The sequence below is a fragment of the Streptomyces ortus genome, from assembly GCF_026341275.1.
Taxonomy (GTDB): domain Bacteria; phylum Actinomycetota; class Actinomycetes; order Streptomycetales; family Streptomycetaceae; genus Streptomyces; species Streptomyces ortus.
In genome coordinates this window covers 4,959,580-4,975,758 of sequence record NZ_JAIFZO010000002.1, presented here as the reverse complement: position 1 = coordinate 4,975,758, position 16,179 = coordinate 4,959,580, and the positions used below count along the sequence as shown (strand labels likewise).

The following is a 16,179-nucleotide window of genomic DNA, read 5'->3' as shown; positions in this document are numbered from 1 at the left end:
GATTCAGCGACCCCTTACAGCTTCATCAGGCTGGCGTCGTCGACCGAGGCCGAGTGGCGGGAACGGAACAGCGACACGATGATCGCGAGCCCGACCACGACCTCCGCGGCGGCGACGACCATCGTGAAGAAGGCGATGATCTGGCCGTCGAGATTGCCGTGCATCCGGGAGAAGGCGACGAACGCGAGGTTGCAGGCGTTGAGCATCAGCTCGATGCACATGAACACCACGATCGCGTTCCGCCTGATCAGGACGCCCGAGGCGCCGATCGTGAACAACAGGGCGGCAAGATACAGATAGTTGACGGGGTTCACTTCGCGGCCTCCTCTTCGCGGCCTTCGCGGCCGAGCCGCTCCCCGGAGCGCTGTTCGAGCGCCTTGAGGTCCTTGATGGCCTGGTCCGACACATCGCGGATCTGGCCGCGCTCGCGCAGCGTGCTGATGACGGTCAGTTCGGACGGGGTGCCGTCCGGGAGGAGACCGGCGATGTCCACCGCGTTGTGCCGGGCGTACACGCCGGGTGCGGGCAGCGGCGGGAGCTGCTTGTTCGCCCGTACGCGCTCCTCGGCCATCTCGCGCTGGGTCTTGGCCCGCTCGGTGCGCTCGCGGTGGGTGAGCACCATGGCGCCGACGGCGGCCGTGATGAGCAGGGCGCCGGTGATCTCGAAGGCGAAGACGTACTTCGTGAAGATGAGGGCGGCCAGGCCCTCCACGTTGCCGCCGGCGTTGGCCTGGGCCAGTCCCTCGAACTCGCTCAGCGACGCGTTGCCGATGCCCGCGCACAGCAGGATGCCGAAGCCGAGACCGCACAGCAGGGCCAGCCAGCGCTGGCCCTTGATGGTCTCCTTCAGGGAGTCCGCCGCGGTGACACCGACGAGCATGACCACGAAGAGGAACAGCATCATGATCGCGCCGGTGTAGACGACGACCTGCACGATGCCCAGGAAGTAGGCGCCGTTGGCGAGGTAGAACACCGCCAGGATGATCATGGTGCCGGCGAGGCAGAGCGCGCTGTGCACGGACTTCTTCATGAGGACGGTGCACAGGGCGCCGATCACGGCGACGGTCCCGAGGATCCAGAACTGGACGGCCTCGCCCGTGGAGGTCGAGTAGGCCGCCAGCGAGGTCGTGGCGTCGGCGGCCAGCGAGCCGGAGTGCGCGGCCAGGTGGGCGGTCATCGGCCGATCACCTGCTCCGAGGCGGGTTCGTCCGGACCGAAGGTGGACTCGCCCTCCTGCGGGACCTCGCCCTTGGAGACGGCGACCTGCGGCACCGTGCCCGGCGCGGCCTCCGTCACCAGCCCCCGGTAGTAGTCCTGCTCGTCCGTGCCCGGGAAGATCGAGTGCGGCGACTCGACCATGCCCTCCTCCAGACCGGCGAGCAGCTGCTCCTTGGTGTAGATGAGGTTGGCGCGGCTGCTGTCGGCCAGCTCGAACTCGTTGGTCATCGTCAGCGCGCGCGTGGGGCACGCCTCGATGCACAGGCCGCACAGGATGCAGCGGGCGTAGTTGATCTGGTAGACGCGTCCGTACCGCTCACCCGGGGAGTAGCGCTCCTCCTCGGTGTTGTCCGCGCCCTCCACATAGATGGCGTCGGCGGGACACGCCCAGGCGCACAGCTCGCAGCCGACGCACTTCTCCAGGCCGTCCGGATGCCGGTTGAGCTGGTGCCGGCCGTGGAAGCGCGGTGCGGTGGTCTTCTGCTGCTCCGGATACTGCTCGGTCAGCCGCTTCTTGAACATGGCCTTGAAGGTCACGCCGAAGCCTGCGACGGGATTCTGGAAACCGGGTTTGGTCTCCTTCTGCTCATCAGCCATCGGACGCCTCCTTTCCGTCACGAGGTCCATCGGATCCGTCACTGTCAGTATTCACGCCACCACTGACAATCAACTCCCGCTCCCGGCGCGGGCGGCGCCTGGGCACCGGCGGCAACTCCTGTCCGGGCAGCGGCGGCACGGGATATCCGCCCGCCATCGGGTCGAAGGCGGCGCTTTCGTCCAGCTCCTGGCGGGCGCTCTCGGCGTCCTTGCGTTCGCGGAACATGTCGGCGACGAACGAGAGCAGCAGCAGGACGAGGACGCCGCCGCCCACGTACAGGGCGATGTCGGCGAAGTCGTAGTTCTCGTTGCGCAGGGTCCGTACGGTCGCCACGAGCATCAGCCAGACCACGGAGACCGGGATCAGGACCTTCCAGCCGAGCTTCATCAGCTGGTCGTAGCGGACGCGGGGCAGCGTGCCGCGCAGCCAGATGAAGAAGAACAGCAGCAGCTGCACCTTGATGACGAACCACAGCATCGGCCACCAGCCGTGGTTGGCGCCCTCCCAGAAGGTGCTGATCGGCCAGGGGGCCCGCCAGCCGCCCAGGAAGAGCGTCACGGAGACCGCCGAGACGGTCACCATGTTCACGTACTCGGCGAGCATGAAGAGCGCGAACTTGATGGACGAGTACTCGGTGTTGAAGCCGCCGACCAGGTCGCCCTCGGACTCCGGCATGTCGAAGGGGGCGCGGTTGGTCTCGCCGACCATCGTCACGATGTAGATCAGGAACGACACCGGCAGCAGGACCACGAACCAGCGGTCCTCCTGCTGGGCCACGATCTCCGAGGTGGACATCGAGCCGGAGTACAGGAACACCGACGCGAACGCGGCGCCCATGGCGATCTCGTAGGAGATCATCTGCGCGCACGAGCGCAGGCCGCCGAGCAGCGGATACGTCGACCCGGAGGACCAGCCCGCGAGCACGATGCCGTAGATGCCCACCGAGGCGACCGCGAGGATGTAGAGCATCGCGATCGGCAGGTCGGTGAGCTGCATCGTGGTGCGCTGGCCGAAGATCGAGATCTCGTTGCCGGCCGGCCCGAAGGGGATCACGGCGATCGCCATGAAGGCCGGGATGGCCGCCACGATCGGCGCGAGGACGTAGACGACCTTGTCCGCGCGCTTGACGATCAGGTCTTCCTTGAGCATCAGCTTGATGCCGTCGGCGAGCGACTGGAGCATGCCCCAGGGGCCGTGCCGGTTGGGGCCGATGCGCAGCTGCATCCAGGCGACGACCTTGCGCTCCCACACGATGGAGAAGAGCACGGTGAGCATCAGGAAGGCGAAGCAGAAGACCGCCTTGATGACGACCAGCCACCACACGTCCCGGCCGAACACGGAGAGGTCCTCCGCGGCCAGGTAGACCGGCGCGGTGAGGTTCGGGGTCATGCCTCCACCTCCTTGGGGGCCTCGCCGGCGAGCGTCGCCGGTCCGATGCGGACGAGTGCGCCGGGGGCCGCGCCCGTGTCGGAGGCGACGCCTCCCCCGGCGGAGTTCAGCGGGAGCCAGACCACCCGGTCGGGCATCTGCGTGATCAGCAGCGGGAGTTCGACCGCTCCCGAGGGGCCGCTCACGGCCAGCGTGTCGCCGTCCTTGACGCCCGCCTCGGCGGCCGTGGCGGGCGACACGCGCGCGTGGGCGGCGTGCCGGGTCCCGGCGAGCGCCTCGTCGCCCTCTTGGAGGCGCCCTTGGTCGAGCAGCAGCCGGTGCCCGGCGAGCACGGCCTCCCCGGCGGCGGGCCGCGGCGAGCGGGCCGCGATCTCCACGGGTTCGGCGGCCCGCGGCCCGTCCCAGCCACCGAGCCGGTCCAGCTCGGCGCGCACGGTCCGCAGGTCGGGCAGCCCCAGGTGTACGTCCATGGCGTCGGCCAGCATCTGCAGGACGCGCGCGTCGGTGGGCGCCACCCGGCGGGTCATCTGGTCGGGCTTGAGAGCGGCCTCGAAGAGGCGTGCCCGGCCTTCCCAGTTGAGGAAGGTGCCCGCCTTCTCGGCGACCGCGGCGACCGGGAACACGACGTCCGCGTGCTCGGTGATCTCACTGGGCCGCAGCTCCAGCGAGACCAGGAAGCCCACTTCGGACAGTGCCGTACGCGCACGCGTGGGGTCGGGGAGGTCGGCGGCCTCGACGCCCGCCACGACGAGCGCGGAGAGTTCGCCGGTGGCGGCGGCCTCGATGATCTGTCCGGTGTCGCGGCCGTGCCGGTGCGGAAGGGCGGCGATCCGCCAGGCCTGGGTGATCTCGTCCCGCGCGCGCGGGTCGGTGGCCGGGCGTCCGCCGGGCAGCAGCGAGGGCATCGCCCCCGCCTCGATCGCGCCGCGTTCCCCCGCCCTGCGCGGGATCCACACCAGTTGGGCGCCGGTGGCGGTGGCGGCCCGTACGGCGGCGGTGAGCCCGCCCGCCACGGAGGCCAGCCGTTCACCGACGACGATCACGGCGCCCGGCAGGCGCAGTGCCTCGGCGGCCTTCGCCCCGTCGTCCTCCAGGCCGGCGCCGGAGGCGAGCGCGTCCAGCCAGGCGGTCTCGGTGCCGGGAGCGGCCGACAGCAGCGTGCCGCCCGCCTTCTCCAGGCCCCGGGTCGCGTGCGTGGCCAGCGAGAAGGTCCGCTGTCCGTGTCCGCGCCACGCCTTGCGCAGCCGCAGGAAGACGCCGGGCGCCTCCTCCTCGGACTCGAATCCGGCGAGCAGCACCGCGGGCGCCTTCTCCAGCGCCGTGTACGTGACCCCCGTACCGTCGAGGTCCCGGCCGCGGCCCGCGACGCGGGCGGCCAGGAAGTCGGCCTCCTCGGCGCTGTGCACGCGCGCGCGGAAGTCGATGTCGTTCGTGTCGAGGGCCACGCGCGCGAACTTGCTGTACGCGTAGGAGTCCTCGACGGTCAGCCGGCCGCCGGTGAGGACGCCGGCCCGGGAGCGGGCCGCGAGAAGTCCCCTGGCCGCCGCTTCCAGCGCCTCGGGCCAGGAGGCGGGCTCCAGCTCACCGGATTCGCCGCGTACCAGGGGCGTCGTCAGCCGGTCCCGCTGCTGCGCGTACCGGAAGCCGAACCGCCCCTTGTCGCAGATCCACTCCTCGTTGACCTCGGGGTCGTCGGCCGCGACGCGCCGCATGACCTTGCCGCGCCGGTGGTCGGTGCGGGTCGCGCAGCCGCCGGAGCAGTGCTCGCACACCGAGGGCGAGGAGACGAGGTCGAAGGGGCGCGAGCGGAATCGGTACGCCGCCGAGGTGAGCGCGCCGACCGGGCAGATCTGGATGGTGTTCCCGGAGAAGTACGACTCGAAGGGGTCGCCCTCGCCGGTGCCGACCTGCTGGAGCGCGCCCCGCTCGATCAGTTCGATCATGGGGTCGCCCGCGACCTGGTTGGAGAACCGGGTGCAGCGGGCGCACAGCACGCACCGCTCGCGGTCGAGCAGTACCTGGGTGGAGATCGGGACGGGCTTCTCGTAGGTCCGCTTCTTTCCTTCGAAGCGCGACTCGGAGTCGCCGTGCGACATGGCCTGGTTCTGCAGCGGGCACTCGCCGCCCTTGTCGCAGACGGGGCAGTCCAGCGGGTGGTTGATGAGCAGCAGCTCCATCACACCCTTCTGGGCCTTCTCGGCGACAGGAGAGGTGAGATGCGTCTTGACGACCATCCCGTCCGTGCAGGTGATCGTGCAGGAAGCCATGGGCTTGCGCTGGCCCTCGACCTCGACGATGCACTGGCGGCAGGCGCCGGCCGGGTCGAGGAGGGGGTGGTCGCAGAAGCGGGGGATCTCGATGCCGAGCTGTTCGGCGGCGCGGATGACCAGGGTGCCCTTGGGCACGCTGATCTCCACGCCGTCGATGGTCAGCGAGACGAGGTCCTCCGGCGGGACCGCCGCTTCCCCGCCTCCGGAGGGAGCGCTCGTGGTCACGGTCATGCGTTCACCTCCGTGTGCTTGTCCTTGTCGGCCCAGGCCGTCGACTTCGCGGGGTCGAAGGGGCAGCCGCGGCCCGTGATGTGCTCCTCGTACTCCGCGCGGAAGTACTTGAGGGAGGAGAAGATCGGTGAGGCGGCGCCGTCGCCGAGGGCGCAGAAGGACTTGCCGTTGATGTTGTCGGCGATGTCGTTCAGCTTGTCGAGGTCGGACATGACGCCCTTGCCGGCCTCGATGTCGCGCAGCAACTGCACGAGCCAGTACGTGCCTTCGCGGCAGGGGGTGCACTTGCCGCAGGACTCGTGGGCGTAGAACTCGGTCCACCGGGTGACGGCCCGTACGACACAGGTCGTCTCGTCGAAGCACTGGAGTGCCTTCGTGCCGAGCATGGAACCCGCGGCGCCCACTCCCTCGTAGTCGAGGGGGACGTCGAGGTGCTCGTCGGTGAACATCGGGGTCGAGGAGCCGCCCGGCGTCCAGAACTTGAGGCGGTGTCCGGCCCGGATGCCGCCGCTCATGTCGAGGAGCTGCCGCAGGGTGACGCCGAGCGGGGCCTCGTACTGGCCGGGGCTGGTGACGTGGCCGCTGAGCGAGTAGAGCGTGAAGCCCGGGGACTTCTCGCTGCCCATCGAGCGGAACCATTCCTTGCCCTTGTGGAGAATCGCGGGAACCGACGCGATCGACTCGACGTTGTTCACCACAGTGGGGCAGGCGTAAAGGCCCGCCACCGCGGGGAAGGGGGGACGGAGTCGCGGCTGCCCACGGCGGCCTTCGAGCGAGTCGAGGAGTGCGGTCTCCTCACCGCAGATGTACGCGCCCGCGCCCGCGTGCACGGTGAGCTGGAGATCGAGTCCGCTGCCCAGGATGTTCTCTCCCAGGTAGCCCGCCTCGTACGCCTCGCGCACGGCCTCGTGCAACCGCCGCAGTACGGGGACGACTTCACCCCGCAGATAGATGAACGCGTGCGAGGACCGGATCGCGTAACAGGCGATCACAATGCCCTCGATGAGGCTGTGCGGGTTCGCGAAGAGGAGCGGGATGTCCTTGCAGGTCCCGGGCTCCGATTCGTCGGCGTTGACAACTAGATAGTGAGGCTTTCCGTCACCCTGGGGAATGAACTGCCATTTCATTCCCGTCGGGAATCCCGCGCCGCCCCGGCCGCGCAGTCCGGATTCCTTCACATAGGCGATGAGGTCGTCCGGTGACATGGCGAGCGCCTTGCGCAGGCCCTCGTACCCGTCGTGCCGCCGGTAGGTGTCCAGCGTCCAGGACTTGTCCTCGTCCCAGAAGGCCGACAGCACCGGTGCGAGCACCTTCTCGGGGTCCGCGCCCGTCTCCGGCCGGGAGGCGCCCCCGTACTGAGTGGACAAGGTCATCACTCCCCCTCCTCGGCGGCGGGCCCGGCCGGGTGGTCCGGGTCGGACGCCGACGTGTCCTGCGGTGCGTCGTGCGAACTGAGGTGCTTGGACGAGGGCTGGCCGGACGGCGACGGATCGTGCGACGTCGCGTCCCGGGAGGAAGCGGGAGACCCCGACGGGCCGGACGAGCCGGGAGACCCGGCGGATCCGGGTGCTTCGGACCCGCGCGGATGCACCACGCGCGTGGTGCCCGTCTCCCCCTTGGCCAGCCGCAGGCCCACCAGCGAGGCGGGGCCCGCGCCGCCGCTCGCCTCGACCGCGCCGGGGCGCTCGTCGGGGAAGCCCGCCAGGATGCGGGCGGTGTCCTTGAACGTGCACAGGGGGGCGCCGCGGGTCGGCTCGACCTGCGTGCCCGCGCGCAGGTCGTCGACGAGACCCTTCGCGCTCGCCACGGTCTGGTTGTCGAAGAACTCCCAGTTGACCATCACGACCGGCGCGAAGTCGCAGGCCGCGTTGCACTCGATGTGCTCCAGGGTGACCTTGCCGTCGTCGGTGGTCTCGCCGTTGCCGACGCCCAGGTGCTCCTGGAGGGCTTCGAAGATCGCGTCGCCGCCCATGACCGCGCACAGCGTGTTGGTGCAGACGCCCACCTGGTAGTCGCCGCTCGGCTTGCGGCGGTACATGGAGTAGAAGGTGGCGACCGCGGTCACCTCGGCCGTGGTGAGGCCGAGCATCTCCGCGCAGAACCGCTGCCCCGTGCGCGTGACATGGCCCTCTTCCGACTGCACGAGGTGCAGCAGCGGAAGGAGCGCGGACCGGGAGTCCGGGTAGCGCGCGATGACCTCGCGCGCGTCCGCCTCGAGCCGGGCCCGTACGTCGGCCGGATAGTCGGGCGGGGGCAGCTGGGGCATCCCGAGGCCGACGCCCTGGGGCCGGGGGTTCTGCGGCTGTGTGCCCTGTGGCTGTACGCCGGGCCCGGAAGGAATGGTGGTCACCGGTCGACGCCTCCCATCACGGGGTCGATGGAGGCGACGGCCACGATGACGTCGGCGACCTGGCCGCCCTCGCACATCGCCGCCATGGCCTGCAGGTTGGTGAAGGACGGGTCCCGGTAGTGGACCCGGTAGGGGCGGGTGCCTCCGTCGGACACGGCGTGCACCCCGAGTTCCCCCTTGGGTGACTCGACGGCCGCGTACGCCTGTCCCGGCGGGACGCGGAAGCCCTCGGTCACCAGCTTGAAGTGGTGGATCAGGGCCTCCATGGAGGTGCCCATGATCTTCTTGATGTGGTCGAGCGAGTTGCCGAGGCCGTCGGGGCCGAGCGCGAGCTGGGCGGGCCAGGCGATCTTCTTGTCGGTGACCATGACCGGACCGGGCTCCAGCCGGTCCAGGCACTGCTCGACGATCGCGAGCGACTGGCGCATCTCCTCCAGCCGGATGAGGAAGCGCCCGTACGCGTCGGCGGTGTCCGTGGTCGGGACGTCGAAGTCGTACGTCTCGTAGCCGCAGTACGGCTGGGCCTTGCGCAGGTCGTGCGGGAGGCCGGCGGACCGCAGAATCGGTCCTGTGGCTCCGAGCGCCATGCAGCCGGTCAGGTCCAGGTGGCCGACGTCCTGCATACGGGCCTTGAAGATGGGGTTCCCGGTGGCGAGCTTGTCGTACTCGGGAAGGTTCTTCCGCATCTTCTTCACGAACTCGCGGATGTGGTCCACCGCGCCCGGCGGCAGGTCCTGGGCGAGCCCGCCGGGCCGGATGAACGCGTGGTTCATGCGCAGGCCGGTGATGAGTTCGTAGATGTCGAGAATGAGTTCACGATCACGGAAGCCGTAGATCATGATCGTGGTGGCGCCGAGCTCCATGCCGCCGGTGGCGATGCACACCAGGTGCGAGGAGAGCCGGTTCAGCTCCATCAGGAGCACCCGGATGATCGTCGCGCGGTCCGGGACCTGGTCCTCGATGCCGAGGAGCTTCTCGACGGCGAGACAGTACGCGGTCTCGTTGAAGAAGGACGTCAGGTAGTCCATGCGCGTCACGAAGGTGGTGCCCTGGGTCCACGTCCGGTATTCGAGGTTCTTCTCGATGCCGGTGTGCAGGTAGCCGATGCCGCAGCGGGCCTCGGTGACCGTCTCGCCCTCGATCTCCAGGATGAGCCGGAGCACACCGTGGGTGGAGGGGTGCTGGGGGCCCATGTTGACGACGATGCGCTCGTCGTCGGCCTTGGCCGCGGTCTGGACGACCTCGTCCCAGTCGCCGCCGGTGACCGTGTAGACGGTGCCCTCGGTGGTCTCCCGCGCGGATGCCGACTGTGCGTCCGCCGACTGCGCGCTCGTTGACTGCGTGCTCATGAGTACGACCTCCGCTGGTCCGGAGCCGGGATCTGGGCGCCCTTGTACTCGACGGCGATACCGCCGAGGGGATAGTCCTTGCGCTGCGGGAAGCCCTGCCAGTCGTCCGGCATCATGATCCGCGTCAGCGCCGGGTGGTCTTCGAAGACGATGCCGAAGAAGTCGTACGTCTCGCGCTCGTGCCAGTCGTTGGTCGGATAGACCGTGACCAGGGACGGGATGCGGGGGTCGCTGTCGGGGGCACTGACTTCGAGGCGGATCAGCCGGTTGTGGGTGAGCGAGCGCAGGTGGTAGACGGCGTGCAGCTCGCGGCCCTTGTCGGCCGGGTAGTGCACTCCGCTCACCCCGGTGCACAGCTCGAAGCGCAGGGCCGGGTCGTCGCGCAGGGTCCGGGCGACCTGGAGCAGATGCTCGCGCTCGATGTGGAAGGTGAGCTCGTCGCGGTCGACGATCGTCTTCTCGATCGCGTTCTCCGGGACCAGTCCCTGTTCCTCCAGGGCGCCTTCGAGTTCGTCGGCGACCTCGTCGAACCAGCCTCCGTACGGGCGGGCGGCCGGGCCGGGGAGGCGGATCGAGCGGACGAGGCCGCCGTAGCCGGAGGTGTCCCCGCCGTTGTTGGCGCCGAACATGCCGCGCTGGACGCGGATCTCCTCGCCGCCGTCGCCGCGCTGGCCCGGGAGGTTGGAGGCGCCGAGGTCCTTCTCGGGGTTGGCGCCGTTCGTGCCGTCGCCGGCCGGGCTCTTGCCGTTGCCGTTCGCGTCGCTCACCGCAGCAGCCCCTTCATCTCGATGGTGGGGAGCGCCTTGAGCGCCGCTTCCTCCGCCTCACGGGCCGCTTCCTCGGCGTTCACGCCGAGCTTGGAGGACTGGATCTTCTGGTGGAGCTTGAGGATCGCGTCCATCAGCATCTCGGGCCGCGGCGGGCAGCCCGGGAGGTAGATGTCGACGGGGACGATGTGATCGACGCCCTGCACGATCGCGTAGTTGTTGAACATGCCGCCCGAAGAGGCGCAGACCCCCATGGAGATCACCCACTTGGGGTTCGGCATCTGGTCGTAGACCTGCCTCAGCACCGGTGCCATCTTCTGGCTGACGCGCCCGGCGACGATCATCAGGTCGGCCTGCCGCGGTGAGCCGCGGAAGACCTCCATGCCGAAGCGCGCCAGGTCGTAGCGCCCCGCCCCTGTCGTCATCATCTCGATGGCGCAGCAGGCGAGGCCGAAGGTGGCGGGAAAGACGGACGACTTGCGCACCCACCCCGCGGCCTGCTCGACGGTGGTCAGCAGGAAGCCGCTCGGCAGCTTTTCTTCGAGTCCCATGCTCAATGGCTCCTCTGTCCCCTATACGGGGCTCAGTCCCATACGGGGTTCAGTCCCATTCCAGGCCGCCGCGCCGCCATACATACGCGTAGGCGACGAAGACGGTGAGCACGAAGAGCAGCATCTCCACGAGCCCGAAGACCCCGAGCGCGTCGAAGGTGACGGCCCAGGGATAGAGGAAGACGATCTCGATATCGAAAATGATGAAGAGCATCGCCGTCAGGTAGTACTTGATGGGGAACCGCCCGCCGCCCGCCGGCGTGGGGGTCGGCTCGATTCCGCACTCGTAGGCTTCGAGCTTGGCCCGGTTGTATCGCTTTGGACCGATAAGCGTGGCCATGACCACGGAGAAGATCGCAAAGCCTGCCCCGAGGGCTCCCAGTACGAGGATGGGCGCATACGCGTTCACCGCTCCTCGCTCCTCTCAGTCGGCATTGACTGCTGGCGGTTGCATCAGGCGTCGCCCCCGCTCCACTAACCCCACGACCCTCGTGCGGCGTACGGAACTCCGTGCGGCTCACACGAAGATCGCGCACATGTGAAGCAGGTCACAAGCCCAACTGCCCCGCATCCTATGCCTGCCGGTCTGTGATCTGCGACACGGGGTGCGACAACGCCTTTGTGATCTCCACCACCCGGCGAAGGATCATGAAGTCGGATGAGTGCCGATCTTCGTACGAGAAGCGTCCGAGTGATCACCAGAGGTGACATTCCCGATCGTCGCCGCTGGTCCGGGGCTTGGCGCACTATCAAGCCCGTCGAAGCCAAGGCAAATTGGCGCTGGACGGGGTCGCTTGATAGAGGAACTCGTTCACACCTCGGGGGGAGTTGGGACGTCCGTTGTGGACGGCGCGAGCACGTGCGTCCGTTCACGAGCGCGGGCCGACGCCGGCCCGACCCCGGGCCGCCCTCCGGACCGGCGCCGAGTCTCCCCACGATCCGCACGCGCAACGCGGTCGCCGGGGCTACCGTTCCGTGACGTGCGTCACATCGGTAACAGGCCGGAAACAACCGGGCTTGGCCAACCGCCTCAACGGATGGTAGGTCGGGGGCAATTCGGACGTAACTCGAAAAGGCCGTGATCACAGGCGTGCCGGACTGTGTCCGCAATGCCCGTTACGGCGTCAATAAGGGGCGTCACGACGCTGATTCGCCCGCCCATTGAACAATTGTGGCGCACCACACGTTTCTTGAAGGTATGGAGGAGCCCCTGATACCGGTTGTCCCTATGTCCCACACCGCTCACATACGAAGCCACCGGAAACCCCGGCCTCGCAGCAGTTCGGCGCTCGCGATGCGCGCCGGAGTCGCCGGTGGCGTCCTCGGCACCCTGGCAGTGGCCGGTGCCGCCGGAACGGCCAACGCGGCCGAGCCGGTGACCCAGACCATCGAGCTGCCCACCCTCACGGCAGACATGACCGCCCAGGTCGCCGAGTCCGCGGAGGTGACCCAGCAGGCCGCGGCCGACTACCAGCTGCGCGCCGAGCGGGATGCCGCCGCCCAGAAGGCCGCGAAGCAGGCCAAGTCGGACCTCGCGGACGCGAAGAAGAAGGCCGCGGCCAAGGAGAAGGCCGAGGAGGCCCGCAAGGAGGCCGCCGAGCGCGCCACCCGCTCTGCGGGCCGCACGACCCTCACCACGGCTTCCACGGCCTCCACGGCCGCCGGCAGCGACGCCGTGGCTCCCGCCAGCGGCAGCGTCGGGACCGTCATCAGCTTCCTGAAGGCTCAGGTCGGCGACGCCTACGTCATGGGCGCCTCCGGACCCGACGCGTGGGACTGCTCCAGCCTGGTCCAGGCGGCGTTCAAGCAGGTCGGTGTCGACCTGCCGCGCGTCTCCCAGGACCAGTCCGTGGCCGGCACCCCGGTCTCCCTGTCCAACATCCAGGTCGGCGACATCCTGTACTGGGGCGGCGCGGGCTCGGCGTACCACGTGGGTGTGTACATCGGCGGCGGCCAGTACCTGGACGCGGCGAACCCCTCGAAGGGCGTCGTCATCCAGGACCTGTCGGGCTACCCGGCGAGCGGTGCGGTACGCGTGCTCTGACCACCGGTCGCACGCGCTGAACGCTTTTGTGGGCCGTTCCCCGGCGGGGGAACGGCCCACAAGCGTGCGCGCGGTCAGGCCCGGGGAGCCACCTTCGTCAGGCCGTTGATGATGCGGTCCATCGCGTCGCCGCCCGTCGGGTCCGTCAGGTTGGCGAGCATCTTCAGGGTGAACTTCATCAGCATCGGGTGCGTGAGGCCGCGCTGTGCGGCGATCTTCATGACCTTCGGGTTGCCGATGAGCTTCACGAAGGCGCGGCCGAGCGTGTAGTAGCCGCCGTAGGTGTCCTTGAGGACCTTCGGGTAGCGCTGCAGGGCGAGTTCGCGCTGGGCGGGGGTCGCGCGGGCCTGCGCCTGGACGATGACGTCCGCGGCGATCTGCCCCGACTCCATGGCGTACGCGATGCCCTCGCCGTTGAAGGGGTTGACCATGCCGCCCGCGTCGCCGACCAGCAGCAGCCCCTTCGTGTAGTGGGGCTGGCGGTTGAAGGCCATCGGCAGGGCGGCCCCGCGGATCGGCATCGTCATGTTCTCCGGGGTGTAGCCCCAGTCCGCCGGCATCGAGGCGCACCAGGCCTTCAGGACCTCGCGCCAGTCCAGTTCCTTGAACGAGGACGAGGTGTTGAGGACGCCCAGGCCGACGTTGGACGTGCCGTCGCCCATGCCGAAGATCCAGCCGTAGCCCGGCAGCAGCCGGTCCTCGCCCGGCCCGCGGCGGTCCCACAGCTCCAGCCACGACTCCAGGTAGTCGTCCTCGTGGCGCGGGGACGTGAAGTACGTACGCACGGCGACGCCCATCGGGCGGTCCTCGCGGCGGTGCAGGCCCATCGCGAGGGACAGCCGCGTCGAGTTCCCGTCGGCGGCGACGACCAGGGGCGCGTGGAAGGTGACTTCGCGCTTCTCCTTGGAGTCGGCGTCGCCGAGCTTCGCGTGGACGCCGGTGATGCGGCCCGTGCGGTCGTCGACGATCGGGGCGCCGACGTTGCAGCGCTCGTACAGCCGCGCGCCCGCCTTCTGCGCCTGCCGGGCCAGCTGCTCGTCGAAGTCGTCGCGCTTGCGGACGAGTCCGTAGTCCGGGTAGGAGGCGAGTTCCGGCCAGTCCAGCTGGAGGCGGACGCCGCCGCCGATGATGCGGAGCCCCTTGTTCCGGAGCCAGCCCGCCTCCTCCGAGATGTCGATCCCCATGGAGACGAGCTGTTTGGTGGCGCGGGGCGTCAGTCCGTCGCCGCACACCTTCTCGCGCGGGAACGCGGTCTTCTCAAGAAGCAGGACATCAAGCCCGGCCTTGGCCAGGTAGTACGCCGTGGTGGAACCCGCCGGCCCGGCCCCGACGACGATCACGTCGGCGGAGTGTTCCGAGAGGGGCGAGGAGTGTTCGGAGAGGGGCTGGGACTGGGACTCGGTCACGGCGGGGTCTCCCCAGGTCTCGAAGGCTCGAAGTCTGTGAGTGCGGTCTTCGAGCGCGAAGTCTCGAAATCCGCGTGCTGACGGGCACGGGACATGGGCAGTCTATGCAGCGGTACTGATCACCTGGCTGAAGGGCTGCCCCGTGAACCGAGCTCTCCCCGTGGTACACCTGCGCGTCCCCACCGACGAGGACGCCTTCGCCTGGCACCGGGCCTTCGATCACCCCGACGTGATGGAGTTCCACGGAGGGAAATCCGCCGAACTGTCCGTCTACGAGGAGTTGACGGCCCGCCAGCGCCGGCACGACGCCGAGCACGGTTTCTGCTTCTGGACCATGCTGGACGAGGAGGGCCGGGTCATGGGCTTCACCGGCGCCCAGCCGTGGCCGTACGAGTGGGGCCCCAAGGGCGAGATCGAGATCGGCTGGCGGCTCGGCCGGGACTACTGGGGCAGGGGGTACGTGACGGCGGCGGCGCGGGCCACGCTGGAACGGGTGCGCACGACGGGCGTCAGCCAGGTGGTGGCCATGGTGAACTCCCGCAACGAACGCTCGATCGCCGTGACCAGACGCCTGGGCATGGAGCTGGCGGAGACGTTCACGTCACCGAAAACGGATCAGTTCGGGCACTGCTACCGACTGGCTCTCTGACGGGCCCGGACCACCGGCGGCCGGCCCTCCGCCGCCTCCCGGGGCCCGCCCTCCCACGCCTTCCGGCGGGGCCCGGCATGGGCTTACCCTGCCGGTACCGCTGGGGGTGACGTCTGTGCGCATACCACGCAAGACACCCGAAGTGCGCGTACCGCGGCTCGTCGGCCTGATGGCTGTGGACGCGCGCGAGACGGCCGAGGCGCGTGGAGTGCTGCTCGCCGCGCCCGACCGGCCCGACTTCGACCTGACGGTCGTCGACTACGTCGTACGCCAGTACCCGCTGCCCGGTTCCGAGGTGCCGCGCGGGACGGTCGTGACGGTGTGGTTCGACCTCGGCGAGGGTGAGGGCGGCGGGGGCGCGGGGGTACGCGAACCACGACTGCCCCCGCCGCCGTCGGGCGGCCTGCACCGCGAACTCGACCCCCCGCACGACCCCTACGCGCTCCTGAGGTGAGCGCCGGACGCCGCTCGCAGACGCCCAAGGGCTGTCCCGTAACTCCCGGCGGGCGCACGACGACAGCTACGGCACCTCGCGGCGTTGCCGGATCGCCCGAATACACCCGGTATGAGGGCGACCCGGCGCCTTGCGATGCGCCGCATCTGACGCCGCACGCTGATCCACCGGGAGTTACGGGACAGCCCTTAGCCCTGCTTGTAACCGCGGTGCAGCGCGACGATGCCGCCCGAGAGGTTGCGCCAGGCCACCTTCGACCAGCCGGCCCCGATCAGGCGTTCGGCCAGGGCGGGCTGGTCGGGCCACGCGCGGATCGACTCGGCTAGATAGACGTACGCCTCGGGGTTCGAGGAGACCGCGCGGGCCACCGGCGGCAGCGCGCGCATCAGGTACTCGGTGTAGACCGTGCGGAACGGCGTCCACGTCGGGTGCGAGAACTCGCAGATCACCACCCGTCCGCCGGGCTTCGTCACCCGGTACAGCTCCCGCAGCGCGGTGTCCGTGTCCTGCACGTTGCGCAGGCCGAAGGAGATCGTCACCGCGTCGAAGGTGTCGTCCTTGAACGGCAGCTTCGTGGCGTCGCCCGCCGTGAGCGGCAGCCAGGGGTGGTTCTTCTTGCCGACCCGGAGCATCCCGAGGGAGAAGTCGCAGGGGACGACGTACGCGCCCGTGCGCGCGAAGGGCAGCGAGGAGGTGGCGGTGCCCGCCGCGAGGTCCAGGATCTTCTGAGCGGGCCGCGCGTCGACCGCCTTCGCGACCTCCTTGCGCCACACCCGGTCCTGGCCCAGCGACAGCACGTCGTTCGTCAGGTCGTAGCGTTCCGCGACGTCGTCGAACATCGAGGCGACTTCGTGCGGCTGTTTGTTCAGGGATGCGCGGGTCACGGTCCCATTGTGGCAGTAC

The 16,179-nt window shown here is 69.4% G+C and carries 16 protein-coding genes; 3 read left to right on the top strand and 13 right to left on the bottom strand.

Translation table 11 applies throughout. The annotated features are described in order from the left end of the window. Nucleotides 1–14: 14 nt before the first annotated feature. The 11 genes from nuoK to K3769_RS25305 form a co-directional block, all read right to left on the bottom strand. Nucleotides 15–314 carry an NADH-quinone oxidoreductase subunit NuoK gene (nuoK, locus tag K3769_RS25355; protein WP_069171239.1) on the bottom strand — a complete coding sequence of 100 codons (300 nt, stop codon included), beginning with the start codon at nucleotides 312–314 and terminating at the stop codon, nucleotides 15–17. Next, nucleotides 311–1,177 (bottom strand): NADH-quinone oxidoreductase subunit J, encoded by an 867-nt coding sequence (locus tag K3769_RS25350; RefSeq protein ID WP_267028627.1) that lies wholly within the window; start codon nucleotides 1,175–1,177, stop codon nucleotides 311–313. Before K3769_RS25350 ends, nuoK begins: the two co-directional genes overlap by 4 nt. Further along, complete coding sequence (gene nuoI / locus K3769_RS25345; RefSeq protein WP_267028626.1) at nucleotides 1,174–1,815, bottom strand: NADH-quinone oxidoreductase subunit NuoI; 642 nt, start codon at nucleotides 1,813–1,815, stop codon at nucleotides 1,174–1,176. Before nuoI ends, K3769_RS25350 begins: the two co-directional genes overlap by 4 nt. Next, nucleotides 1,808–3,205 (bottom strand): NADH-quinone oxidoreductase subunit NuoH, encoded by a 1,398-nt coding sequence (gene nuoH, locus K3769_RS25340; RefSeq protein WP_267028625.1) that lies wholly within the window; start codon nucleotides 3,203–3,205, stop codon nucleotides 1,808–1,810. Before nuoH ends, nuoI begins: the two co-directional genes overlap by 8 nt. Next, entirely contained in the window at nucleotides 3,202–5,706 is a 2,505-nt protein-coding gene (locus tag K3769_RS25335) for an NADH-quinone oxidoreductase subunit G (RefSeq protein ID WP_267028624.1), read from the bottom strand. The genes nuoH and K3769_RS25335 overlap by 4 nt, the downstream gene beginning before the upstream one ends. After that, nucleotides 5,703–7,079, bottom strand: a complete 1,377-nt coding sequence (gene nuoF / locus K3769_RS25330; protein WP_267028623.1) for an NADH-quinone oxidoreductase subunit NuoF — start codon at nucleotides 7,077–7,079, stop codon at nucleotides 5,703–5,705. Before nuoF ends, K3769_RS25335 begins: the two co-directional genes overlap by 4 nt. Next, nucleotides 7,079–7,972, bottom strand: a complete 894-nt coding sequence (gene nuoE, locus K3769_RS25325; protein ID WP_267031537.1) for an NADH-quinone oxidoreductase subunit NuoE — start codon at nucleotides 7,970–7,972, stop codon at nucleotides 7,079–7,081. Before nuoE ends, nuoF begins: the two co-directional genes overlap by 1 nt. An 80-nt stretch (nucleotides 7,973–8,052) precedes the next feature. Further along, on the bottom strand, nucleotides 8,053–9,405 hold the full coding sequence (locus K3769_RS25320) for an NADH-quinone oxidoreductase subunit D (protein WP_267028622.1): 1,353 nt from the start codon (nucleotides 9,403–9,405) through the stop codon (nucleotides 8,053–8,055). Next, nucleotides 9,402–10,172: an NADH-quinone oxidoreductase subunit C gene (locus K3769_RS25315; RefSeq protein WP_267028621.1), complete on the bottom strand. Its 771-nt coding sequence runs from the start codon at nucleotides 10,170–10,172 to the stop codon at nucleotides 9,402–9,404. Before K3769_RS25315 ends, K3769_RS25320 begins: the two co-directional genes overlap by 4 nt. Further along, nucleotides 10,169–10,723 (bottom strand): NuoB/complex I 20 kDa subunit family protein, encoded by a 555-nt coding sequence (locus K3769_RS25310; protein ID WP_018528252.1) that lies wholly within the window; start codon nucleotides 10,721–10,723, stop codon nucleotides 10,169–10,171. The genes K3769_RS25315 and K3769_RS25310 overlap by 4 nt, the downstream gene beginning before the upstream one ends. Nucleotides 10,724–10,772: 49 nt before the next feature. Next, entirely contained in the window at nucleotides 10,773–11,132 is a 360-nt protein-coding gene (locus tag K3769_RS25305) for an NADH-quinone oxidoreductase subunit A (RefSeq protein ID WP_033319564.1), read from the bottom strand. A 789-nt stretch (nucleotides 11,133–11,921) separates the two neighbouring features. Here K3769_RS25305 and K3769_RS25300 point away from each other — a divergent pair. Next, entirely contained in the window at nucleotides 11,922–12,767 is an 846-nt protein-coding gene (locus K3769_RS25300; RefSeq protein ID WP_267028620.1) for a C40 family peptidase, read from the top strand. A 74-nt stretch (nucleotides 12,768–12,841) separates the two neighbouring features. Here the strand turns inward: K3769_RS25300 and K3769_RS25295 are convergent, their stop codons facing one another. Beyond that, entirely contained in the window at nucleotides 12,842–14,173 is a 1,332-nt protein-coding gene (locus K3769_RS25295; protein ID WP_267028619.1) for a geranylgeranyl reductase family protein, read from the bottom strand. Between the two features lie 142 nt (nucleotides 14,174–14,315). Between K3769_RS25295 and K3769_RS25290 the strand changes: the two genes are divergently transcribed. Together K3769_RS25290 and K3769_RS25285 are read left to right on the top strand one after the other, a co-directional pair. Further along, nucleotides 14,316–14,822, top strand: a complete 507-nt coding sequence (locus tag K3769_RS25290; RefSeq protein WP_267028618.1) for a GNAT family N-acetyltransferase — start codon at nucleotides 14,316–14,318, stop codon at nucleotides 14,820–14,822. Between the two features lie 115 nt (nucleotides 14,823–14,937). After that, on the top strand, nucleotides 14,938–15,276 hold the full coding sequence (locus K3769_RS25285) for a PASTA domain-containing protein (protein ID WP_267028617.1): 339 nt from the start codon (nucleotides 14,938–14,940) through the stop codon (nucleotides 15,274–15,276). A gap of 188 nt (nucleotides 15,277–15,464) precedes the next feature. Here the strand turns inward: K3769_RS25285 and K3769_RS25280 are convergent, their stop codons facing one another. Further along, the gene (locus tag K3769_RS25280) at nucleotides 15,465–16,160 is read right to left on the bottom strand and encodes a demethylmenaquinone methyltransferase (RefSeq protein WP_267028616.1); all 696 of its coding nucleotides are present in this window, start codon (nucleotides 16,158–16,160) and stop codon (nucleotides 15,465–15,467) included. Between the last annotated feature and the right edge of the window lie 19 nt (nucleotides 16,161–16,179).

What these genes read in the sequence shown, in the direction of transcription:
- K3769_RS25350 (WP_267028627.1), bottom strand. Translation starts at nt 1,177, where the DNA reads ATGACCGCCCACCTGGCCGCGCACTCCGGCTCGCTGGCCGCCGACGCC.
- nuoI (WP_267028626.1), bottom strand. Translation starts at nt 1,815, where the DNA reads ATGGCTGATGAGCAGAAGGAGACCAAACCCGGTTTCCAGAATCCCGTC.
- nuoH (WP_267028625.1), bottom strand. Translation starts at nt 3,205, where the DNA reads ATGACCCCGAACCTCACCGCGCCGGTCTACCTGGCCGCGGAGGACCTC.
- K3769_RS25335 (WP_267028624.1), bottom strand. Translation starts at nt 5,706, where the DNA reads ATGACCGTGACCACGAGCGCTCCCTCCGGAGGCGGGGAAGCGGCGGTC.
- nuoF (WP_267028623.1), bottom strand. Translation starts at nt 7,079, where the DNA reads ATGACCTTGTCCACTCAGTACGGGGGCGCCTCCCGGCCGGAGACGGGC.
- nuoE (WP_267031537.1), bottom strand. Translation starts at nt 7,972, where the DNA reads ATGCCCCAGCTGCCCCCGCCCGACTATCCGGCCGACGTACGGGCCCGG.
- K3769_RS25320 (WP_267028622.1), bottom strand. Translation starts at nt 9,405, where the DNA reads ATGAGCACGCAGTCAACGAGCGCGCAGTCGGCGGACGCACAGTCGGCA.
- K3769_RS25310 (WP_018528252.1), bottom strand. Translation starts at nt 10,723, where the DNA reads ATGGGACTCGAAGAAAAGCTGCCGAGCGGCTTCCTGCTGACCACCGTC.
- K3769_RS25300 (WP_267028620.1), top strand. Translation starts at nt 11,922, where the DNA reads ATGGAGGAGCCCCTGATACCGGTTGTCCCTATGTCCCACACCGCTCAC.